Genomic DNA, 22631 nt, shown 5'->3' on the forward strand with positions numbered 1-22631 from the left:
GAAAAGAAGGCTCTGAGTGTTTGCTCAGAGCCTTTTTTGTATGTATATCATTGTAGGAGGTGTTTTAACGCCGAAGTATTTATGGTTATTGTATTTAATGTTCACGGTTAAAGCCGTTTCTATGTATATTTATCTTGATTCTGTTATATCTTTGGCTAGGTTTAATACAGTGAATGGAGGGTTATGGATGACCGCACATTATCAAAATCTAAGAAAACATAGGGTATCAATTCCCTTTCATTACTACAGTGTTACAACTTCAACTCTTGATAGAAACTGTTATTTTTCTGACTTTAATAATGCTCGAGTCTTAATTAATACCTTAAAGGCTATAGAAGATATTAAAACCAGAACAATTTGCTTCGTTGTAATGCCTGATCATCTACATTGGTTATTTCAGTTACAAGATAAAGTACCTTTAGCGACATTAATGAGAGAAGTTAAAGGGAAAAGTTCATATTTGATAAACAAGTCAGCAAGCCCAAAAAGAAAAATTTGGCAGCCAGGATATTATGATTCTTTGATCCGGAGTGAAGAGCATTTACGAGACGTATCGCGGTACATTATTGCAAACCCGTTGAGGGCTGGAATTGTTAAAAATGTGCGTGATTATCCTTATTGGGATTGTATCTATTTATAGTTAAATTTTACCATTCACGGCTAAAGCCGTTCCTACAGGAATTGTAGGAGGCGTTTTAACGCTGAAATGGTTATTGTGTTTTGTTCACGGCTAAAGCCGCTCCTACAGGTGTTGTAGGAGGCGTTTTAACACCGAAATGTTTATGGTTATTGTGTTTTGTTCACGGCTAAAGCCGTTCCTACAGGCGTTGTAGGAGACGTTTTAACGCCGAAATGGTTATTGTGTCATGTTCACGGCTAAAGCCGTTCCTACAGGCGTTGTAGGAGGCGTTTTAACGCCGAAATGTTTATGGTTATTATGTTTTGTTCACGGCTAAAGCCGTTCCTACAGGAATTGTAGGAGGCGTTTTAATGCTGAATTGTTTATGGTTGTTGTGTTTTGTTCACGGCTAAAGCCGTTCCTACAGGTGTTGTAGGAGGCGTTTTAACGCCGAATTGTTTATGGTTATTGTGTTTTGTTCACGGCTAAAGCCGTTCCTACAGAAATTGTAGGAGGCGTTTTAACGCCGAAATGGCTATAAAAAAAGCCGCATAATTTACATTAAGCGGCTTTTTTTATTAAAAGAGACTTAAACCATAATCGCATCTTTTAGATACTGGAATAACTCTTTGTAACTCTTTGCCGGTTTTTCGGCTTTAACTTCTTTGGTTGCATTACGCACTAGTTGACGCATTTTTTGACGCTCAAGCGATGGATACTGCTCAATAGTCGGGTTGATTAAGTCATCACCTTGCTTGATCAAGTCATCACGAAGCTTTTCTATTTTATTCATTAATACGTCAGCTTGGTTATTCTTGTTCAGCATGATGTCAATCATGGCTTGAATTTCATCAACGTTTTCAGTGGTACGTAGTACTTTTGCAATATAGTTTAAGTTACGACGGTAAGCATCGCTTTTATCGCTAACTTTATCTGCAACGACGAGGGCTTCTTTAAGCTCGTCGTTTAATGGTAAGCGGTCGCGTTGCTTTTTAGCCATCCCTGCGATTTCAGCGCCAAGATCGTGATATTGCATTGCCTCACGCTTTAATTCGCTTTTTGATACGTAAATAATTTCTTCTTCAATTGCAGGCTTTTTCTTCTTCGCCATAAGGATGCTCATCCGGTAAACTTAACTATTCACTATTATACGCCATTTAGTTAATGATTAATATTAGCTGATGCACGTCTCGCAGTGTGTTAGCATTCGCTACACTATAAAAAATATCATAGCCTAGGACACCGAAGATGAAAGATCCTATTTATCAACATATTTCACAAGTGAAAGATGCCGTAAGCGAAGTTCTTGAGCATGCTAAAAAGCTCGGAGCAACCGCTGCAGAAGCTGCAATGTCGAGCACGTCAGGTTTGTCTGTTAGCACGCGAATGGGAGAAGTTGAAACAATAGAGTTTAACCAAGATGGTGGCTTAGGTATCAGTGTGTATGTGGGTAATAATAAAGGCTCGGCATCAACCGCCGACTTAAACCCAAAAACGTTACGTACTGTGGTCGAAAAAGCAATTGATATTGCTAAGTTTACATCTGACGATCCATTCAACGGTATTGCCGATAAAGAACTACTTGAATTTGCACCACAAGATTTAGATTTATATCACCCGTGGGATGTCAGCCCAGAGCAAGGTATTGAGTTGTGTCATCAAGCAGAGCAGGCCGCATTAAATGCTGATGAGCGCATTGTAAATTCTGATGGTGCGAGCTTTTCGTCTCACCAAGGGCTTCGCGTATATGGTAACAGCCATGGCATGATTGCTGGTTACCCGCGTACTCGCCATAGCATAAGCACCATGGTGATTGGCAAAGAAGGTGAGCAAATGCAGCGTGACTCTGCATACACTGTTGCTCGCCATAAAGACGATTTAAACGATGCTGCAAAAGTGGGTCTTGAAGCGGCTACAGAAACACTCGCTAAACTTAATAGTCAAAAACTCGGTACCATGAAAGTGCCCGTTATTTTTAGAGCAGATATTGCCAACTCGTTGTTTGGCCATTTAGTGTCGGCGATTGGCGGTGGTGCACTTTATCGTAAATCGAGCTTTTTACTCGATAGTTTAGGCACCAAAGTGTTCAGCGATTGTGTGAATATTTCTGAGCGTCCGCATTTATTAAAAGGCCTTGCTTCATCACCGTTTGATGCGGAAGGCTTAAAAACAGTCGACCGTGAAATTATTCAAGGCGGTGAGCTGCAAACTTACCTATTAGCAAGCTATGCGGCTCGTAAATTATCAATGGCACCAACCGGTCATGCGGGCGGGATCCACAACTGGTTAGTTGAGCAAACGCACGCTGATTTAAAAGCGCTGTTAAACACCATGGGCACCGGCTTATTAGTCACAGAACTCATGGGGCAGGGGGTCAACACGGTAACAGGTGATTACTCGCGTGGCGCAGCGGGCTTTTGGGTAGAAAACGGCGAGATTCAATACCCTGTCAGCGAGATAACAATAGCAGGCAACCTTAAAGATATGTTTAAAGCGGTTGTCGGGCTGGGTGGCGATATTGAGCGTCGTGGCGGGATTCAAACGGGCTCAGTGCTAATTGAACAAATGCAGATAGCAGGAAGCTAACACGCAACGAAGCATCATAAAGCCTCACTTAATAAAGTGGGGCTTTTTTATTAAAAAATGCTTTACCTCAACTAAACTTTAGGTTTTATCGTACTGGCAGTTTCATAATTTAAAAGGAAATTCGCTATGCATTTAGAACACATAAACCTAGTCGTAAGTAATGTTGACGCCATGCTGCATTTTTATAAAGCCGCGTTCCCTCATTGGCGAGTAAGAAGCCAAGGCGACAGCACCTGGTCTGGAAAGCCGCGTAAATGGCTGCACTTTGGTGATGATTACCAGTACATTGCATTCAGCGATAATGGTGAAAATGAAAATCGCGATTTATCGGGCCATCAAGTGGGCCTTGCTCACTTTGCTTATGTGACACACGATATTAATGCCGTGATTGAACGCCTTGTAGATGCAGGCTACGAAGTGGATAAATTAGGCCCTGAAAACCCTTACCGAAAAAACGTGTATTTTATTGACCCCGCAGGCTTTGAAGTCGAGTTTGTCGAATATTTCAGTGACATCCCAAGTGAAAGAAATAACGATCTTTAGTGATGAAAAAAACGAGCAGCGAAATAAGCAACGAGTTACGAAAAGCGAGATGCGAGCTAAACCGTGAAGGGTGTTTAATGTCGCTGAAAAGGTTCGCTTTTTCGGCGTTAAAACGCCTCCCACGTGTGTGATGTGTGTCACTTGTAGGAAGGGCTTTAGCCGTGAATTTTATAAAAGACGTTGCTGCGCAAACGCGCCATGCAAGCATAACGCCTACGGTTTAATGTAGGCGTGAAATTGATTGTGCGTGAAGGGGTTTCGCAACTCGCATTTCGTTATTGCACTCTATTCATTTCTTTCCAACTGGCTTTTAGGCTGTTGGCAAAGCTGATGAACTTTTCTTTCATGGTGCGTTTGACTTTAATCTCTACTGAGCCTAGCCAAACATTACCTTCGATCGTAATTGTGGGGCCTTGCCCTTTATTGAGTGCAACCGATTTATTTTCAACGCTACCTACCACACTAAACAACTTTGACACTACATTTACATGTTCTGGCACGTAGATTTCGTCGCTGCCTAAAATACAGTTTACGTAGATGGTGACATGCTGGTGCTGAAAAACGGCTTCACTAAAGTCTAATTCAATTGAGCCTAAACAGTTAGTTAGGTGAATTTCTTTCGGGACTAGCCATTGGCCGCTGCGCTCGTTGGAACCTAAAATACTGCGTAGTTGCAGGCTTTCTGCATCGCTACCATGTGCATAGTGAGGTTTAAACTGCGCGTGTTTATGTGACTTGTAGTCAATATCTGCTGTTAACTCTAAGTCAGCAACCAGCTCAATTAACACTTCATTGCTGGTGGCTTCCATTGCTTGGTCTAGTCTTCGTTCAAATGCTTCTGCTGAAATAACTGCATGACTGTAGTTATAGATAAGTTGATCGATTACTTCTTCTCTTACTTGCTCGATGGGGCGATCTTCGAGTTTGACGGCCATGATAATTCCCTGTTGAGTTTTAAAGTTATGTTAATCACAAAGCAAAGTGTAGGCCAAAAATTATTTTATTAATATTCATTGGTTTATGTTTTTTGGTGTGGGCTTTTATTCGTTAAATTAACCATAGATTAATAAGATTGACAATTAATTAGTCATTTTTATAACAGAGTGAACTTCTTACCGAATTGTCTGTAAATAATTACCGAAACGAATATAAATTATGGCTGAATATCTATTTAACTTATTGAATAATATGAAAATAAAAAAGTTGGCATCGTAGTCGCATTAGTTATCTCGTCTTTAATCAAAAGGAGAAAGATTATGAATACATTCAACAAGACTATGATTGCTGCGTTAGTAATTGGTGCAACAAGTATGAGTGCTCAGGCAAGCAACTGGGAAAATGAAAGTAAAGATGCTTGGATTGATGGTAAGGCAGAAACTGTGCTTCTTATGAACACTAACCTAAATAATTTTGATATCAACACAGATGTAAAAAACGGCAAAGTTGTATTAACCGGTAAAGTTGATAGTGAATTAGACAAAGAGTTAGCCGAAGAGCTTGTACTTAGCCTAGACGGTGTAACTGCTGTTGATAACAAATTAACGGTTGTGAAAAACATGAAGTCTAAGGCAGCGAGTGCAGATAAAGGTGACTCAGTAGAAAGTGACTTAACTGATGCGAAGATCAGTACAGTGATCACCACACGTTATTTATTTAACTCTGAAGTAGGCGGCACTGATATTGATGTCGATACAGATAAAGGCGTTGTTACATTAAAAGGTACGGTTAAGTCAGATGCAGAAAAGCAATTAGCAGTGAGCATTGCTGAAAATGCTGAAGATGTGCGTAAAGTCATCGATGAACTTAAGATTGTTGCTGAATAATAGCACGCCCTATAGCCCAGCTTTGGCTGGGCTTATCTTTTTCAAGGAGTGAGTTATGGATTTAATACGCATTATTTTCTCGGTTTTAATTCCGCCTCTTGGCGTATTTTTACAGGTAGGTTTGGGGGCACAATTCTGGATTAATATTATTTTAACCTTATTAGGGTACATTCCAGGTTTGATTCATGCTGTGTATATTATCGGTAAGCGATAATAATCACGGTTCAAAGGAATGGTTGTATAGCAAGGAAATGCACACGTAATAATGGATGACAACACTGCAAGGAGATTTACAGTATGGAAAATGTAACACAGCACAAAGGACAGCAAGGAAGTAACAAGGCGTTATGGACAAGCGCACAATGGCAACGCTTTATGGATAAAGTGAAAGGATAAACACCAAGGATTTTGGTTTAGGCTAGGAGCCAAATATGGATGAAGCTAGCGTAAGGAGGTGACAAAATGGAACAAGTACAAGCGCAATTATTACACGGACTGAACAACAAGGGAGTTGCTACATGGAATGAGCAACAGTGGCAACTATTTATGGAACTTACTAAAGCGGTTACGCCACAGGTAACAAGGAAGGCTGACGATAAAAACCCGATGTCATCTTCAGGTGACATCGGGTTTTTAATTACATCTGCAATCTATCTCAATACCAATTCAAATCAGTGTGAATGATTTAGACCTGTCGTTTGCAGCGTTAAAAATTTCTTATTGACGACTGCATGGTGCCTGATTTGTTACTTATGATAAGTAGCAAGAACACACACCTAGAACAATTCAATGACTAATCACAACTTAAATTGATTAACCGTTTTATTAAGTGAAATAGCTAGCTCATTGAGATCGCGTGCTTCGTCTGCTAACTCATGTGCATGATCTGCTGTACTATTAACTAAATGGTTAATTGCCGCGAGGCTATTGTTAATGTCCTCAGCAACCACCGTTTGTTGCTCAGTTGAGGTCGCAATTTGATGACTCTGGTCTTGTACATTCGTCACTGAGCCTGCAATATCTTGCAGTGCTTGCAGTACAATTTGAGTTTGCTCTACAGAGCCTTCTGCACGCTCTTGACCCTGCTGCATCATGGTGGATGCTTTTTGAGCTATTTGCTGTAAACGCGTGATCATATTACGAATATCATCGGTCGACTCTTGTGTACGACTTGCCAGTGAGCGTACCTCATCAGCAACCACCGCAAAGCCTCGCCCTTGCTCACCTGCACGCGCCGCTTCAATGGCTGCATTGAGTGCCAGTAAATTGGTTTGTTCTGCAATTGAGTTGATTACATCGACAACAGCGCCAATATTGCCGCTTTCTTGCTCAAGCCCAGCAACAACTTTAGATGCCTCACCGATGTGGCTGGCAAGTGCGGTCATCACCGATTGCGCCTGCGTTGAACGCTTGGTGCCATCGGCTGTAATGCTTTGCACTTCTTCGGCTGCATTGTTGGTGTGTTGCGCATTTCGCGAAATTTCGAGTACCGTAGAGGCCATTTCTGTTACTGCGGCGCTAACACTGTCAACTTGTTGTTTTTCTTGCTGAATTTCGTCGTTGGTTTTTTTAGAGACGATTTTAAGCTGTGAAGCCGCTTGGCTTAACTGCTCAGCTTGGGCTGCTGTATTAAGCATCATGGCGCGTAATTTATCGATAAAGGTATTCATGTGGTGAGCGAGCTGACCAACTTCATCTTGACTCTTTATTTCGATTTTTTGGGTTAAATCACCATCACCTGAAGCAATATCACGCATGATATAAGTAAGTTTTGTCAGTGGTTTAGTGATCATTTGCGTAGCCCAGAAGATCATCGCAATAATAATCGCTAAAATGATGATCACAGAGGTCGTTGTTGTCATGACTGCATCATGTACTGGCTCTTCGATCATGCTGGTTGGTATTAAAATACCCACATACCAATCAAGGTATGGGCTTTCTAATTCAAGGCGGTTGTATACAACGTAATATTGCTCGCCTTTTAGGGTGACAAAACCACTGCCGTCTTTGTTGCTTTTCATGGTGCGGTTTAATTCGCTGAAGCCTGATGTGTCACTAAATTGTTTTTCGAGGGCATCAAGACCTTCTTTGCCGTTTGGACCTTCGTCTGTCACAGACAGTTTATGGTCGGTGCGCTTAGATAAGTGAACCACCTTTTGGTTGCCATCAAGTAAAAAGCCAAACCCTTGTCCGTTAAAGCGAATATCTTCAACCATGTCGTTGATATTGTTAAGTTGTAAATCAACCCCACCAAAACCAACCAGTTTGTTTTGTTTATTATAAACAGGTTGCTGTACTACAGCTGAGGCGTTGCCTGTGGTTAAATCAACAGAAATAGGACCAACATACAATTTGTTGATCTTTAAGGCATCTTGCCACCAGCCACGTTTATAAGCGTAATAAGGCTGGCCATTGTAGTGAGTGGTGCGTTCGTTTTCTTTAAAGTACTCACCGGTTGTCGCCGATGCGAAGAAGGCAGATAAAATATTGTCGTCGTTGCCACTAATACGTACAAAGTCTTGGTTAACGCTGTCGTATCCGGGTTGGTTCTCAAGGCTTTGATCGCGCTTGTTCCAATTATCAAACCAATTTACTAAGTGCGGATTGGTTACAAAGGTTTCAACTACTTTACCGTATTTGGCAAAGTAACTTTGCATTGAAAGCCGCTCACTTTGTAAGTAGCTATCCGCTTCGCGTTGGATAGCCTGACGTGATAGGTCAGCAATATGGCTCACAAAAAAACTAGACGCGATGATAAGTAATACACTTATCGTTCCGCCGATGAGTAATAATATTTTTTTACGTAAAGAAAGGTTATTTAACATAGGTGCACGTGTTTTTATTATCGGGTAGAGTTAGTTATCTAATCATATTTGCACCTAAATCGCTACATTGCATAGCGAAGCTTATTAATAAAATATTACATATAGATAAGGCGATATTATTAAATGGTTAATTTTGATAATAAAATAGTTGTACTTGGTGCTGGGTGGCTTGGTCAGGCACTTTGCTTTGAAGCCAAAAAATTACAGTGGGATGTGCAAGGCACACTTCGAAGTAGTGAACATCAATTTGATTTTCATAGACAATTCTTACTTGAGCAGGGAAAAGTTAAGCATGATGTTAGCCTTGAAAATGCATGGTGGGTATGTGCTATTCCTCCACGTAGTAGGCAACAGCAAAGTAATTATTTAGAGACCTTAAATGCAGGACTGGCTCTTGCCGATTCATTGCATTGCAAAGGCTTTATTTTGTGCTCGTCAACAGGGGTTTATGCTAATGATAATGGGCTTTACAACGAAGCAAGTATTATTGAGTGTCAAACAGACCGTCAGCAACAGCTATACGATGCAGAGCAAGCCGTATTAAAAGCAGGTGGAAAAGTATTACGTTTGGCTGGTTTAGTTGGTCCACAACGTGAGCCGGGACAATTTGTGGCAGGTAAAGAGTTGTCTAGCTCAAGTGAGCAAATCGTTAATATGGTTCATCAGCAAGATGTAATTAACGCAATATTTAGTGTTATTACGCATTGGCCTGTGGCACAAAGTGTTTATAACGTCGTTAACCCTGCTCACCCAACTAAAGCTGATTACTATCGAGAAAAGTGCCGTGAAAAGGGTAATCCAGCGCCTACTTTTACCAGCAATGAGGTGGGGGAGCGAATTATTAATGGTGAAGCCATTAAAGCGCTCAACTTTAGTTACCAACACGCTATTTAGCTATTTTTTAAAGGTTAAATGCCCGCCTAATCGGTATTTACTGCCGGGTGAAACAAGACGTGCAAAGCTCACAATACCTTGTGATGACCATGTTCTACGGATTACTTGCAAACAAGGCTCTTCGTTATATAAGTTGAGCCATTCACACATTTCAGGGTTGGGCATAACGGCTTCAACCGTGTGGCGTGCCTCGGTGAGTGGGGCGACGCGCGATAAATATTCATGCGGTGTTTGGTTGTGAAAATCTTGCTGTAAGTAGTCTTTGGCAAGTAAAGGGTTCACGAAACGCTCTTCAACTTGCAGTGGTTGCTCGTTTTCATTGTGAACAATAACACTGCGATACACATGACTGTCTACTTCAACACTCAGTGCAATGGCAATAGGGGCGATAGCACGTATCGATTCCATAACCAAAATAGTGCAACTGTAGTGACTATTTCGCGCTTTTACCTCGTCGGCAATGTTTTTTATTTCTAGCAATGAAGATTGCGATTTGAAGCTTGCTACAAATGTGCCTAACCCTTGATTGCGCGTTAAAATACCGGCTTCGGTGAGTTCTGATAAAGCGCGTCTAGCTGTCATTCTACTCACTTGAAATTGATTAGTGAGCTCATTTTCTGACGGTACACGGTCATTTTCTTGCCAGTGACCAGCGCGGATATTTTCAAGAATAAATTGTTTTATTTGCGCAAACTTAGGAACACTCATGCTGAGAACGTTATTGGTAACTTTTTAGTGTGTTTCAAGGTGGCATAATTTTCTTGTATATACAAGGTGAGTTGTTAAACTTTAAACAATTTCAAGTTACAGGGTTCAAACGACCAAACCCGACGCATCAGTATAGGTGAAAAATGCACACAACGAATAATGATCACGCACACTGGGATTTATTGATCACAGATGCCAATATCGCGACGATGGACCCTGCAATTGATGCACCATATGGTGCGCTTGAACACGCTGCAATTGCTGTAAAAGACGGCAAAATAGCATGGCTTGGATCACAGGCTGACTTGCCACAATTTGATGTGTTAGCAACCCCAACAGTATCTGCAAAAGGGCAATGGTTAACACCAGGGTTAATTGATTGTCACACTCACCTTGTATTTGCTGGTAGCCGTGCAGAGGAGTTTGAACAACGTTTGCAAGGTGTGAGTTATGAGCAAATTGCAGCAAACGGTGGCGGCATTGCCAGTACGGTTCGCGCCACACGCGAAGCCGACCATGAAACACTATTTGTTGCAGCGAAAGAGCGCTTAAATGCGTTGTATGCGGAAGGGGTGACTACCGTAGAAATTAAGTCTGGTTATGGTTTAGATTGTGAAAACGAAATTAAATTACTTGAAGTTGCTCGCTTATTAGGTGAAAACCACCCTGTCGATGTGAAGACAACATTCTTAGGTGCTCATGCGTTGCCGCCGGAATACAAAGGCCGAAGCGATGAGTACATTGAGCTTGTATGCGGCGAGATGTTAGAACAAGTGGTTGCAGGAAACCTTGCTGACGCCGTTGATGCTTTTTGTGAAAATGTAGGTTTCAGTAACGAGCAAACTCGACGCGTTTTTGAAGCAGCTAAAAAGCATAACCTGCCAGTGAAGCTTCATGCTGAGCAGTTATCTAATCAACATGGTGCTGCGTTAGTCGCCGAGTTTAATGGCTTATCCGCTGATCATATTGAACACCTTGATGAAGCGGGTATTAAAGCAATGGCTAGCGCTGGCACGACGGCAGTGCTCTTGCCGGGTGCCTTTTACTTTTTACGTGAAACAAAATACCCGCCGATTGAATTACTACAGCAATACCACGTGCCTATCGCAATTTCTACTGACTTTAACCCAGGTACTTCACCTTTGTGTTCATTGCACTTAATGATGAATATGGCATGTACTATTTTCCGTATGACACCAGAGCAAGCATTAGCTGGGGTAACACGTAATGCAGCGGGGGCATTAGGCCTCAGTGATCGTGGTGTGCTTAAAGTTGGTGCGCGTGCCGATATTGCCCATTGGCAAATATCCCATCCTGCGCAATTAAGTTACCAATTTGGCGTAAATAAACTGTTAAATCTGTGGATTTTGGGTAGACTAAGTTAGAGAGAGTTTTTACGCATTTTGGATTACATGTCATTAATTGCCAGTTTAGCGAGCAGTACTGCGAGCCTCGTAAATTTAAGTAGTGATGTTGTACCAGTTTTTTTAGCTGGTGCCGTTTTTATGGCAATGATATGTGCCTTGTGTGTAACCCATCATCCCGTATTAAGGTTAAGCCTAGTCGTTAATGGCGTATTAGGCTTAGCAATCCTGAGTGTAGGGTCACCTTGGCTTATTTTATTACTGGCCATAAGTCTGTGCTTTCATCTGTGGCAAGCATTTAGAACGACAAACTGGTTAGCAATCACACTCAGTGTGTCGGCAGCACTCTGTTTTGCCGTGTTATTTTCTGCGCATTTTTTACTTGATATTGCCTTTTATTGGTTAGTATTGTCGGTGGTTATACTCAGTGTGTCAGGCTTTTTTAATTACGAAGAGCCCGCAGAAGACGAAGAGGTTCCCGTTGAGCCTAGCCGCCACGACGATTTAGATAAAACCCCGCTAAAAGAGCTTCCCGATCGCAAAGGATTAGAAAAAAGCTTCGCAGTATACAGTGAAGCGCATTCAAAAAACTGTGTGCTGGTTGTGATTCGTCTCGAAGGATTCGAAACCGTTAACCAGCACATAGGCCGTGACTTTGGTGATTTATTACTGGCTCAATCGGCCAGTCGTATCAAACAGCAGCTTACCTCAGATGCAGTCCTGAATATGAAAGGGCGCTCAGGGGGCGTCGACAAGCTGGCTCATTTAGGAGGCTTAAACTTTGCGTTTATTTGCGCGGTTGAAGAGCAAAAGCACCTTCATGAACAATTAATTAGCCAAATAAGGCAAGTGACATTAAAGCCGTTCAATGTGGCCAATTGCACCATTGAAGTTAAAGTGCGGGCCAGTTATGTAAATTGTAACGACCCTGATCACAGTTTTGATAATTTAATCTCTTTTGCTTACCTTGCACTTGATTCAAACCCAGATAAAGCGATAGTGCCGTATCAATCACAAATGATGATCGAACAGTTAGAGCAACAAGCCCGATTACGTGAACTTGCTCATCTTGATTTTGCCAGTGAGCTTGAACTGTATTTTCAACCCGTGATTCGTAACAGTGATGAGCATATTGAGTTTTTAGAACTCTTACTGCGTTGGCAACACCCCAAACAAGGCATATTAGCGGCCAATAAGTTTATTGATGATATTCGCGTTGCGGGGCTTGGGTATCCGGTTGCTGCGTTTGTCATTGAGCGTGCCGCAGAGCTTGCAATGGCCTTACGTATGGAAGGCATTCAATTACCATTGAGTATCAATGTGTTTGGCCCTGAAATGCTTCATGAAGAGTTTATAGAGTTTGTAGACCGCATCGCAACTGAGCATCGCTTAGAGCCCGGAGATTTAATTATAGAGTGTCCGTTAGACTTATTCATGGGGTTAGATGACCAAGGTAAAGCCATGGTCGCGCGGCTTAATAGTATTGGTATAAAAGTGTGTGTTGATGGCTTGGGAGACAGCCCCGTTTGGTTGGCTAAGTTACCTAACCTTAATGTTGAATACATTAAAGTTGCACCGTCATTAACCGCAGACTTTGCGCATCAAGCCCAAGTGCGCAGCTTAGTATCGGGTATGGTCGATATGCACACGCAAAATAATGCTAAAGTAATTTGTGAAGGTGTTGAAACACTCGAGCAACTGAAGTTTGTTAAATCACTTAATACATATGCCGCGCAAGGTTATTATTTTAGTTATCCGCTGAGCAGTGTGGGAATGATGTCTTGGCTAAAACAATGGCGGCTAGAACGTGAATAGTGCAAACGCGCCATGTAAACATGCCGTCTACAGTTTAATGTAGGCGTGAAATTTATTTCGCGCGAAAAGGGGTGTAAGCAACGAGTTACGAAAAGCGAGATGCGAGCTAGTACAGCTAAATCGATAAGGTTGTTTAATATCGCTGAACAGGTTTGCTTTTTTGGCGTTAAAACGCCTCCCACGTGTGAAGTGTGTATCACTTGTAGGAGGGGCTTTAGCCGTGAATCTTATAAAAGATGTTGCTGCGCAAACGCGCCATGCAAGCATAACGCCTACGGTTTAATGTAGGCGTGAAATTTATTTCGCGCGAAAAGGGTTATAAGCAACGAGTTACGAAAAGCGAGATACGAGCTAGTACAGCTAAATCGAGATGGTTGTTTAATGCCGCTGAACAGGTTTGCTTTTCGGCGTTAAAACACCTCCCACGTGTGTGATGTGTATCACTTGTAGGCGTGAAATTTATTTCGCGCGAAAAGGGTTATAAGCAACGAGTTACGAAAGGCGAGATACGAGCTAGTACAGCTAAATCGAGATGGTTGTTTAATGCCGCTGAATAGCTTTACTTTTTCGGCGTTAAAACGCCTCCCACGTGTGAAGTGTGTCACTTGTAGGAGGGGCTTTAGCCGTGAAAGGGGTACAAGCAACGAGTTACGAAAGGCGAGATACGAGCTAGTACAGCTAAATCGAGATGGTTGTTTAATGTCGTTGAATAGCTTTACTTTTCGGCGTTAAAACACCTCCCACGTGTGTGATGTGTATCACTTGTAGGCGTGAAATTTATTTCGCGTGAATGGGTTACAAGCAACGAGTTACGAAAGGCGAGATAGGAGCTAGTAAAGCTAAATCGAGATGGTTGTTTAATACCGTTGAACAGGTTTGCTTTTCGGCGTTAAAACGCCTCCCACGTGTGAAGTGTATCACTTGTAGGAAGGGCTTTAGCCGTGAAAGGGTCATAAGTAACGAGTTACGAAAAGCGAGATACGAGCTAATGTAGGCGTTAAATTCATTTCGCGCAAACGCGCCATGCAAGCATGGCGTCTAAAAACGAGGTTACTCACCCGGCTTTTGGCGCGTTTTATTACAGGCTTTCTCTTGCTTGCAAGTAAGCATTAACTAATGCGGTAATGATTTGCCCAGCATCGTTTATTCCTGCCTCTAACCCTACTGGGTGTTGCGATGGTGCACCTTCACATAAATGCAGGTAGCTGGCATGAACATGCCTAGCAGCTAAATGCACAAAATGCTCAGCATCACTGACACTAAAACCACAGTTTGTGTAGGCGCTTACCGGCATGAGTGAAATACTATCGAGGTCTACTTCCACGCCAAGGGGGGCGCTGTCAAAGCGGGCAAGCGCCTGTTTGCAGGCCGTTGAAAGGTCGATAGTGCGACGCACTTGAATATCTTGGTAGCTATCAAACAAGAAGTTCGCATCTTTGAGAGCATTCAGAATTGCTTGGTTATTTTTAAATTCGTGCAAACCGATTACATGATATTGCGCAAGGTGACTTTCAGAATAGGCGTACCTGAAGCCGTTACCACTGTGGCGACCTTCACACTCTCTAAAATCTGCATGTGGGTCTAAGTTAATGGCATTAACAGGCTTAGCGTGGTGTTTACTTAACGCACGTAAAATTCCTAAGCAGTTATTATGGCCCCCACCAATGACAATAGGTTCTAAACCTGCGGCAAAGATCATCGCCAGTACGCGTTCAACGCGGGTGTCGATATCTGCGCAAAGTTGGCGCAGCTGAGCTAAGTCAGCGTCGTTTTTGTTATCGAGGTGAGCGGCTTGCTGGTTTATATCATCAAGTTCCACTTCGCCGAGTAATAACACGCGTTCATGATTTAGAAATTGATTATGAGTTTGATTAAGAAAGCGCTTTAAAAAAGCTTGCCATGCTTGATGCGAACCGCCATTGCCTAAATTAGCACGGGGACCAATATCTTCACACACGCCAACGAGTACATAGCGAATGCCGAATTGTTTTGCATCGATAAGGGCTTGAGGTGCGTTTGTGTGTGTATCGAGGAGGGCGAGGGCTTGCCACGCTTTCTGTTCGTTGGCGCGGCGGACACATAAATGTTTAACCGCCGCTTCATCATAAATTTTAAGGTAGTCAGTCACCGAGTTTAGTCTTCTTCTATTACGTCGAACTCTAATTCATCAGCAGATAATATAATGCCGGTGCTATCAGCGTAAACAAAGTCACCATCAAAGAATGAGACACCCGCAAAGTTAACGCCAATGCCGTCTTCACCGGCTCCTTCACTGTCGGCAGCAACAGGAATAGACGCAATTGCTTGAATGCCTAAATCTAATTCTTCAAGGTCATCAACATGGCGAATAGCACCATATACAATGATACCTTGCCAGTTATTTTCTAATGCGATTTCAGCCAGCTCAATATCAATTAGTGCGCGGCGGGTTGAACCACCACCATCAATTAACAGTACGCTGTCGGTACCATCGGTTGATAATATTTCGCGGATCAGCTCATTGTTCTCAAAACATTTTACGGTTCTAACTCGACCACTGAAACTTGGGCGTCCACCAAAATTGATAAACATAGGTTCGAGCACATCAACCACATCAGCAAAGTGGTCGCATAAATCAGAAGTGCTGTAATCCATTTTTTCATCCTCTAAAGAGACTGTCTGTTTAGTACTCAGTATACCCTGATACAACTCAATAACAACGACTTAATACGTGTTTATTACTTTAAATCAAAGGAATCAAGTCACCGCAACATTAGTGTCTCAAAAGCGTCACCTAATTGTTATTTTTAACACCTAAGCTGAGATGAGTAGCCCTCTTATAAAGAGGTCATGTTTGTATTAAAAACAGACACAAAGTATGACAAGGAGCTTGGCCATGGCAAATAACATACTGACGAAGTTAGCAAAAGTGGATGAACAGTTGTTTTTAAGCGTATTTAACGATGCATCGCCTAATTGGCTTAGACGCTCAGCAATCGGTCTATCAAAAACCGGCGATGGTGGGCTATACCTGATGTTATTTGTGGGGTTTTGGTGGTTCAGCGAACAATTACATTTCCAGCAGTTTGCCTTGAGCCTGTTGGTTGGCTTTGCTATAGAGCGACCCATTTATTTTATGGCTAAAAAACGCATTGCTCGAGTCAGGCCTTGTGATTGTTTAGTGCAAGGGGCTTACCTGGTGCCCAGTGATAAGTTTAGTTTGCCCTCGGGGCACAGTGCTGGTGCGTTTGTTGTTGCGACTATTTTAACGATGTACTTCCCTGCTTTTATGGCTGTGTGGTTTATCTGGGCGGCAGGCGTTGCGGCTTCACGGGTTGTCGTGGGCGTGCATTATCCAGCCGATGTGATTGTTGGTGCGGTGATAGGGTCGAGTTGTGCTGTGCTTGCTGTGATGGTGGTGGAATATATATGAGAATTTTGTACGGTATTCAAGGTACAGGGAATGGTCACATAACACGTGCTCGGGTTATGGCAACAACATTCAATGCATTAGGTGTCGATGTTGATTATGTGTTTTCGGGCCGCCGTGAGCACGATTACTTCGATATGGATGAATTTGCTAACTACCGAGCGTTTCGTGGTTTATCGTTTACCAGTAAATCGGGGCAAGTTGATAGCTTAAAAACACTCAAAAATGCTCGGCCATTGCAGTTAATCAAAGATATAAAAAGCCTTGATTTACGTCACTATGATTTGGTGTTTAATGATTTTGAGCCGATCACAGCATGGGCGGCTAAACAGCAGGGGGTGCCGGTTATTGGTATGAGTCATCAGGCGGCATTTTTGTCAGATAAAGTGCCGATGTTTGGTCGCTCATTTTTCAGAAGAGCGTTAATTCGTCATTATGCGCCCGCTAATGTTTATTTAGGTGTGCATTGGCAACCTTATGCAAAAAATATTATTCCTCCGTTTATTGCGGCTCATCAGCATAATAATCCTGTCATGGTTGAAAATAAGGTGTTAGTTTATTTACCATTCGAAAACTTAGACAGTGTAGTCGACTACCTAAAAGACTTTCCCGAGCGCGAATTCTATTGCTACCACCCTGATGCAGAAAACTCATCAATTGGAAATATTCACTTAAGATCACCATCACGCGTCGGTTTTTTAAATGATCTTGCCAATGCGGGGGGAGTGATAGGAAATGCTGGATTTGAACTGGCCAGTGAGGCCTTGCAATTGGGTAAAAAGCTGCTGTTAAAGCCGCTTGGTAAGCAATTTGAGCAAGGCATAAATGCACAGACTTTATTGTCAATGGGGGCGGCGCATGTCATGAGCTATTTAAATCCCTATGCCATGGATGACTGGCTGCAATCAGCACAAAACAGAAAACTGAATTTTCCTAGCGATCCGGCTCCTTTGGTTGACTGGTTACAAAAAAGACAATGGCAACAACTAGATAAATTGCACTACCACTTGTGGCAACAGGTTGATATTGAAAAAAAAGTTATTGTTTAAACCATTCGTATCAACGACAATGCCCGGCAACATTAGCTACTTTTATTAGCTGCTTTAAATAGTTTAGCTATACTCTTATATGCATGTATCTATAGGGCGCTCTGAATGAATGTATTACAAAACTTAACTATAAAACGTCGTTTACAATTAAACGCGTTAGTTGTTGGTCTTGCAATGATTGTGATGCTATGTGTCATTATCTTTGAGTCTCGCACGATGCTAAAACTCAATGAGACAATTCAAAACGCGGAGGAGCTTGATATTCATGAGCTTTCTATGCGTAAGCATGAGAAAAACTTTCTGTTTTACAAAGATGTAAACAGCCTTAGCTTATTTGAAAATGAGTACACACAACTTAAAACAAAAATGGCGCGATTAGATGAATTGCTAAACGATTTATCGATGAACACAGATAAGTTAGGCGAGTTTAGACGTCTAGCTAAAGTGTACTACGATGATTTTAACAGCGTTGTAGAGTTACAAAAACAAATAGGTTTACACCCAAAAGATGCGCTTTATGGTGATTTGCGTAATGCTGTGCATCAAGTCGAAACACTATTAAGTGAGCGCGAAGATTACCGTTTACTCACTTACATGTTGCAGTTACGCCGCGCCGAAAAAGATTTTATGCTGCGATTTGACACAAAATATCTGACCAAGTTTGATGAATTAGTCGCTGATTTTGAGTCCGCCATTAAAGTAGCTGAGCTTGATGGTAACTACGAAAGTCAATTACTGGCTCTTTTAACAACCTATCAAACTAAATTTAAAGCACTCGTCGATGCACAAGTCTTACTCGGTCTAGACTTAGATTCGGGTGCCTTGGGTAAAATGAAACAAAGCGTTGAGAAGAGTGATGCCATTGTTTCAGAACTGACCGATGAGACAAAAACATTTGTTGAATCAAGCGCGTCGCAAGCACAGTTAATTGCTTTAATGGTGTTTATTATTGCAAGTGCTGTTGTGATGATTTTGGTTTACTTTACCAGCCGTTCAATTATTCAGCCTATTGAGCGTGTATACCATACAATTAATGAGATTCGTCGTAGTAACGATTTAAGTATTTCGATTGAGCAGTCGGGCAAAGACGAAGTGACGATTATGACGGTTGATTTTAACAGCTTAATTGGTGATTTTAAAAAGCTGATTTACGAAGTTAACACGGCACTGAGTACGCTTAATATCGCGACTGAACATTTATCAGAAACCACATCAGCAACCAGTTCGGGTATGCAAGAGCAACTGCATGAAGCCGATATGGTTGCAACTGCTGCAACTGAAATGCAGGCAACCATTCAAGATATTTCGCATAATACCGAAGCAGCAGCTAAAAAAGCAGAGTCAACCAATTTAAGTGCCCAACAAGGTCGCTCAGAAGTTGAGTCAACGGTCGTACAGATTAATCATTTATCTGAATCGCTTGGAAATGCCTCGAGTGTTGTGTCGCAATTAGAAAAAGATGCCGAAACGATTGGCTCGGTGCTTGATGTGATCCGTGGCATTGCAGAACAAACGAATTTACTCGCACTGAATGCTGCAATCGAAGCGGCGAGGGCCGGTGAACAGGGACGCGGTTTTGCTGTGGTTGCTGACGAAGTTCGCTCGCTTGCACAACGTACACAAGACTCAACTCAAGAAATTGAAAGCATTATTACGACCTTGCAAGGGCGTACCCGAGAAGTTGTCAGTATTATGCAGCAGTGCCGTAATCAAGGTGGCGAAAGTGCCGCTCAGGCAACGAAAGCAGGTGAGTTACTACGCTCTATCACTGAAGACGTGCAAACGATTATGGATATGAGTACGCACATTGCGACGGCGATTGACGAGCAAAGTCAGGTGGCTTCTGAGGTTAACAAAAACGTGGTGCGTATTCGAGATATTGCTCAACAAGCCTCTGGGCATGCAGTCACTAATGCACAAACCAGCGAGGAAGTCTCTGAGCAGGCTCGCGTGCTGTATCAAGCAATTGATAAGTTTAAAGTGTAGGGATTCAGTAACAGAAAAATTTAAAAGCGCGCAATTTTGTCGCGCTTTTTTGTTTTAGGTGGCGCTAATAAAACTAAGGCACAAACTTTATTGGGACGCTGTCTTTATTCGCTTCGTGCTCATGGACACGGGTTTGGTATTGTTGCCAAAGTGAGTCTTTATTGGCCTGTAAATCGGCTAAATAATGCCAGCTGTATAAGCCGCTGTTGTGATTATCGCTAAACACTAAACGAAGCGCATAATGACCAACTGGCTCAATTTTGCTAATGCTTACATGGTGCTTATTTAGTACCAGCTTCATGGGCTCATTACCATGGCCTTGTACTTCGGCTGAGGGTGAGTGAACACGTAAGAACTCTGCACTAAAGCAAGCACTCGACTCATCGTCAAAGTAAACGTCTAGTACTTTGCTTACGCTGTGATAATGCACTTTCGTCACTTCTTTCATAGTAAACCCTATCATTGATTTTTAAGCTAACAAAAAAGCCTCCAACAGGAGGCTTTTAATTATAACGATAATTTAGTGATTAAAGAATAAAGCGACTTAAATCTTCGTCTTCAACCAATGCGCCTAGGTGCTGCTCGACGTAATTAGCATCAATTGTGAGCGTTGAACCCGCTTTTTCAGAAGCATCGAATGAAATTTCTTCCATTAGCTTTTCCATCACAGTGTGTAAGCGACGTGCACCGATGTTTTCGGTTTTTTCGTTTACTTGCCATGCGGCTTTAGCAATACGCTCAATAGCGTCTTCAGTGAAATCAACGTTAACCTGCTCTGTTTTCAACAGTTCGCGTTGCTGCTCTGTAAGCGATGCATGTGGCTCTGTAAGGATACGTTTAAAGTCGTCGGCGGTTAACGCTTCTAGCTCTACACGAATCGGTAAACGACCTTGTAGCTCTGGGATCATGTCTGACGGTTTTGCCATTTGGAATGCACCAGATGCAATAAATAACATGTGGTCAGTCTTAACCATACCGTGTTTAGTGCTCACTGTTGAGCCTTCGATTAATGGCAGTAAATCGCGTTGAACACCTTCGCGGCTTACATCTGGGCCTGACGCTTCGCCACGCTTACAGATTTTATCGATTTCGTCGATAAATACGATGCCGTTTTGCTCTACAGCAAAGATAGCTTGCTCTTTTAACTCTTCAGGGTTAACAAGTTTAGCGGCTTCTTCTTCAACTAATAGCTTGAAAGCTTCTTTGATTTTAAGCTTGCGCTTACTGCGCTTATCACCGCCCATGTTTTGGAACATGCTTTGTAACTGGTTGGTCATTTCTTCCATACCAGGCGGAGCCATGATCTCAACGTTAGGCTGGGCTTGTGCAACATCAATATCGATTTCTTTATCGTCTAATTGGCCTTCACGTAATTTTTTACGGAACGACTGACGTGTCGAAGAGTTTTCATCTGAACGTGATTCACCAAACGTATCACGTGCTGGTGGTAGTAGGGCGTCGAGAATACGCTCTTCTGCCGCTTCTTCAGCTCGGTGCTTGAATTTTTTGGTTTGTTGTTCGCGGGTCATTTTGATTGAAATATCAACTAGATCACGAATGATCGTCTCAACTTCTTTACCAACATAACCCACTTCAGTGAATTTTGTTGCTTCGACTTTAATGAAAGGCGCATTAGCTAGTTTAGCAAGGCGACGTGCAATTTCGGTTTTACCGACACCGGTAGGGCCAATCATTAAGATATTTTTTGGCGTAACCTCTGCGCGTAATTCGTCGCTAAGCTGCATGCGACGCCAGCGATTACGCAGTGCGATTGAAACTGCTTTTTTAGCTTTTGCTTGGCCAATAATGTGTTGATCAAGCTCGTGAACGATTTCTCTTGGAGTCATCTCAGACATGGCAGTTCCTATTACAATTCTTCAATAGTTTGGAAATTATTCGTGAATACACAGATGTTGCCTGCAATTGTTAGGCTTTTCTCTACAATTTCACGGGCACTTAGGTCGGTATTTTCAAGCAGGGCTGTCGCAGCAGATTGTGCGAAGTTACCACCACTGCCAATGGCGATAAGGTCGTTCTCTGGTTGTACTACGTCACCATTACCGGTGATGATCAACGAGGCGGTTTCGTCAGCAACGGCCAGTAGCGCTTCAAGCTTTCTGAGTGCGCGGTCACTTCGCCAATCTTTGGCCATTTCTACTGCGGCCTTGGTGAGGTTACCTTGGTGCATTTCTAGTTTGCTTTCAAAGCGTTCGAAAAGGGTGAAGGCATCAGCAGTACCGCCAGCAAAACCAGCGATTACTTTGCCATTATAAAGACGTCGAACTTTGCGGGCGTTGCCCTTCATTACGGTGTTACCAAGTGAAACCTGGCCATCGCCACCAATAACGACCTTGTCGTCGCGGCGAACACTTACAATAGTAGTCATGATTATTCCTCATCATCGAGCGGCGAAGCCGCTCGTAAAAAGCGATTGATGAGGTGTTTATATGGGTGAATGAGCTAAAATCAAGTCCAAAGCCAAATTCCACAGCCCATTATTTTAATGCGCTTGAGTTTGTTTTTGTCGCTTTCTGCCAGACGTTTGGTTTCGTATGGGCCTAAACGCACTTTATACCAAATGCCATTACTGCCTTCTACGCGTTTAACTTCAGACACTAAGCCTGCAAATGCAATCTTCGCTTTTAAGGTTTGAGCTTGTTCCAGCGTTCTAAAAGAGCCGCATTGCATTACATAAGGGCCTTTTTGCTCAATCTCTTTTACTTCAACCTGAATTTCGTGTTCTTTTATTTCTTTAATAAACTCGGGTGGTTTCGGTTTTGGAATAACCTTTTCTTCTTCTGATTTTGTTGGATTAGCTTGCTGCTCAACAAGTTCAGGATCGGCATTATGTTTGATATACCATAAACCATACCCAAACCCACCCAGCAAAATAAGGGCGACAAAGACAAGAACAATAGGGAACGGCTTTTTTGCCGGGGCTTGTTTTTTATTATTTCGATTTGATGGTTTTTTATTTATGTAATCGTGTTGTGCCATGACTTTTTTATTG

Annotated in this window: 22 protein-coding genes; 12 read left to right on the forward strand and 10 right to left on the reverse strand. The window is 42.4% G+C overall.

The window, feature by feature from the left end:
• The first annotated feature begins 40 nt into the window (after window positions 1–40).
• Window positions 41–640 carry a transposase gene (locus BWD47_RS10410; protein WP_083633657.1) on the forward strand — a complete coding sequence of 200 codons (600 nt, stop codon included), beginning with the start codon at window positions 41–43 and terminating at the stop codon, window positions 638–640.
• Between the two features lie 568 nt (window positions 641–1208).
• On the opposite strand, the gene yjgA is transcribed toward BWD47_RS10410, so the two are convergent.
• A complete protein-coding gene (yjgA, locus tag BWD47_RS10415; protein WP_036973236.1) occupies window positions 1209–1730 on the reverse strand; it encodes a ribosome biogenesis factor YjgA in 522 nt (173 codons plus the stop codon).
• A gap of 137 nt (window positions 1731–1867) precedes the next feature.
• Here yjgA and pmbA point away from each other — a divergent pair, with 137 nt between their 5' ends.
• Complete coding sequence (pmbA, locus tag BWD47_RS10420) at window positions 1868–3205, forward strand: metalloprotease PmbA (protein ID WP_036973235.1); 1338 nt, start codon at window positions 1868–1870, stop codon at window positions 3203–3205.
• A gap of 126 nt (window positions 3206–3331) precedes the next feature.
• A complete protein-coding gene (locus BWD47_RS10425; protein WP_075593944.1) occupies window positions 3332–3748 on the forward strand; it encodes a VOC family protein in 417 nt (138 codons plus the stop codon).
• A 275-nt stretch (window positions 3749–4023) separates the two neighbouring features.
• On the opposite strand, the gene BWD47_RS10430 is transcribed toward BWD47_RS10425, so the two are convergent.
• A complete protein-coding gene (locus BWD47_RS10430; protein ID WP_036973233.1) occupies window positions 4024–4683 on the reverse strand; it encodes a LiaF domain-containing protein in 660 nt (219 codons plus the stop codon).
• A gap of 321 nt (window positions 4684–5004) precedes the next feature.
• Here BWD47_RS10430 and BWD47_RS10435 point away from each other — a divergent pair, with 321 nt between their 5' ends.
• The 3 genes from BWD47_RS10435 (at window position 5005) to BWD47_RS10445 (ending at window position 6255) form a co-directional block, all read left to right on the forward strand.
• Entirely contained in the window at window positions 5005–5571 is a 567-nt protein-coding gene (locus BWD47_RS10435; protein ID WP_036973231.1) for a BON domain-containing protein, read from the forward strand.
• 55 nt (window positions 5572–5626) lie between these two features.
• On the forward strand, window positions 5627–5785 hold the full coding sequence (locus tag BWD47_RS10440; RefSeq protein WP_036973230.1) for a YqaE/Pmp3 family membrane protein: 159 nt from the start codon (window positions 5627–5629) through the stop codon (window positions 5783–5785).
• Window positions 5786–6033: 248 nt separating this feature from the next.
• Window positions 6034–6255, forward strand: a complete 222-nt coding sequence (locus BWD47_RS10445) for a hypothetical protein (RefSeq protein WP_036973229.1) — start codon at window positions 6034–6036, stop codon at window positions 6253–6255.
• Window positions 6256–6368: 113 nt separating this feature from the next.
• Here the strand turns inward: BWD47_RS10445 and BWD47_RS10450 are convergent, their stop codons facing one another.
• Window positions 6369–8396 (reverse strand): methyl-accepting chemotaxis protein, encoded by a 2028-nt coding sequence (locus tag BWD47_RS10450; RefSeq protein ID WP_075593945.1) that lies wholly within the window; start codon window positions 8394–8396, stop codon window positions 6369–6371.
• Between the two features lie 123 nt (window positions 8397–8519).
• Between BWD47_RS10450 and BWD47_RS10455 the strand changes: the two genes are divergently transcribed.
• Entirely contained in the window at window positions 8520–9290 is a 771-nt protein-coding gene (locus tag BWD47_RS10455) for an NADP-binding protein (RefSeq protein WP_075593946.1), read from the forward strand.
• On the opposite strand, the gene hutC is transcribed toward BWD47_RS10455, so the two are convergent.
• Window positions 9291–9998, reverse strand: coding sequence for a histidine utilization repressor (gene hutC, locus BWD47_RS10460; protein WP_036973226.1), 708 nt, complete (start codon window positions 9996–9998; stop codon window positions 9291–9293).
• A gap of 143 nt (window positions 9999–10141) precedes the next feature.
• Between hutC and hutI the strand changes: the two genes are divergently transcribed.
• Both hutI and BWD47_RS10470 read left to right on the forward strand, forming a co-directional pair.
• On the forward strand, window positions 10142–11383 hold the full coding sequence (hutI, locus tag BWD47_RS10465) for an imidazolonepropionase (protein ID WP_075593947.1): 1242 nt from the start codon (window positions 10142–10144) through the stop codon (window positions 11381–11383).
• 120 nt (window positions 11384–11503) lie between these two features.
• On the forward strand, window positions 11504–13177 hold the full coding sequence (locus BWD47_RS10470; RefSeq protein WP_036973737.1) for a GGDEF domain-containing phosphodiesterase: 1674 nt from the start codon (window positions 11504–11506) through the stop codon (window positions 13175–13177).
• Between the two features lie 1078 nt (window positions 13178–14255).
• On the opposite strand, the gene BWD47_RS10475 is transcribed toward BWD47_RS10470, so the two are convergent.
• Together BWD47_RS10475 and rraA are read right to left on the reverse strand one after the other, a co-directional pair.
• Window positions 14256–15305 carry a formimidoylglutamase gene (locus BWD47_RS10475; protein ID WP_075593948.1) on the reverse strand — a complete coding sequence of 350 codons (1050 nt, stop codon included), beginning with the start codon at window positions 15303–15305 and terminating at the stop codon, window positions 14256–14258.
• Window positions 15306–15310: 5 nt separating this feature from the next.
• Window positions 15311–15811 carry a ribonuclease E activity regulator RraA gene (gene rraA, locus BWD47_RS10480; protein ID WP_036973221.1) on the reverse strand — a complete coding sequence of 167 codons (501 nt, stop codon included), beginning with the start codon at window positions 15809–15811 and terminating at the stop codon, window positions 15311–15313.
• A gap of 241 nt (window positions 15812–16052) precedes the next feature.
• On the opposite strand from rraA, the gene BWD47_RS10485 reads away from it, so the two are divergent.
• The 3 genes from BWD47_RS10485 (at window position 16053) to BWD47_RS10495 (ending at window position 19621) form a co-directional block, all read left to right on the forward strand.
• On the forward strand, window positions 16053–16589 hold the full coding sequence (locus BWD47_RS10485; RefSeq protein ID WP_075593949.1) for a phosphatase PAP2 family protein: 537 nt from the start codon (window positions 16053–16055) through the stop codon (window positions 16587–16589).
• A complete protein-coding gene (locus BWD47_RS10490; RefSeq protein WP_036973219.1) occupies window positions 16586–17635 on the forward strand; it encodes an MJ1255/VC2487 family glycosyltransferase in 1050 nt (349 codons plus the stop codon). Before BWD47_RS10485 ends, BWD47_RS10490 begins: the two co-directional genes overlap by 4 nt.
• Before the next feature lie 105 nt (window positions 17636–17740).
• Window positions 17741–19621: a methyl-accepting chemotaxis protein gene (locus BWD47_RS10495; RefSeq protein ID WP_075593950.1), complete on the forward strand. Its 1881-nt coding sequence runs from the start codon at window positions 17741–17743 to the stop codon at window positions 19619–19621.
• Between the two features lie 73 nt (window positions 19622–19694).
• Here the strand turns inward: BWD47_RS10495 and BWD47_RS10500 are convergent, their stop codons facing one another.
• The 4 genes from BWD47_RS10500 to BWD47_RS10515 all read right to left on the reverse strand — a co-directional run bounded on the left by BWD47_RS10500 (window position 19695) and on the right by BWD47_RS10515 (window position 22618).
• A complete protein-coding gene (locus BWD47_RS10500) occupies window positions 19695–20069 on the reverse strand; it encodes a gamma-butyrobetaine hydroxylase-like domain-containing protein (RefSeq protein WP_036973216.1) in 375 nt (124 codons plus the stop codon).
• A gap of 79 nt (window positions 20070–20148) precedes the next feature.
• The gene (gene hslU / locus BWD47_RS10505; protein ID WP_036973213.1) at window positions 20149–21477 is read right to left on the reverse strand and encodes an HslU--HslV peptidase ATPase subunit; all 1329 of its coding nucleotides are present in this window, start codon (window positions 21475–21477) and stop codon (window positions 20149–20151) included.
• 11 nt (window positions 21478–21488) lie between these two features.
• Window positions 21489–22007, reverse strand: a complete 519-nt coding sequence (gene hslV / locus BWD47_RS10510) for an ATP-dependent protease subunit HslV (RefSeq protein ID WP_008115012.1) — start codon at window positions 22005–22007, stop codon at window positions 21489–21491.
• Window positions 22008–22087: 80 nt separating this feature from the next.
• Window positions 22088–22618, reverse strand: a complete 531-nt coding sequence (locus tag BWD47_RS10515; RefSeq protein ID WP_065978292.1) for an SPOR domain-containing protein — start codon at window positions 22616–22618, stop codon at window positions 22088–22090.
• Window positions 22619–22631: the final 13 nt, after the last annotated feature.

Origin of the sequence: Pseudoalteromonas sp. PAB 2.2, assembly GCF_001938575.1 — a bacterium.
Lineage (GTDB): Bacteria > Pseudomonadota > Gammaproteobacteria > Enterobacterales > Alteromonadaceae > Pseudoalteromonas > Pseudoalteromonas lipolytica.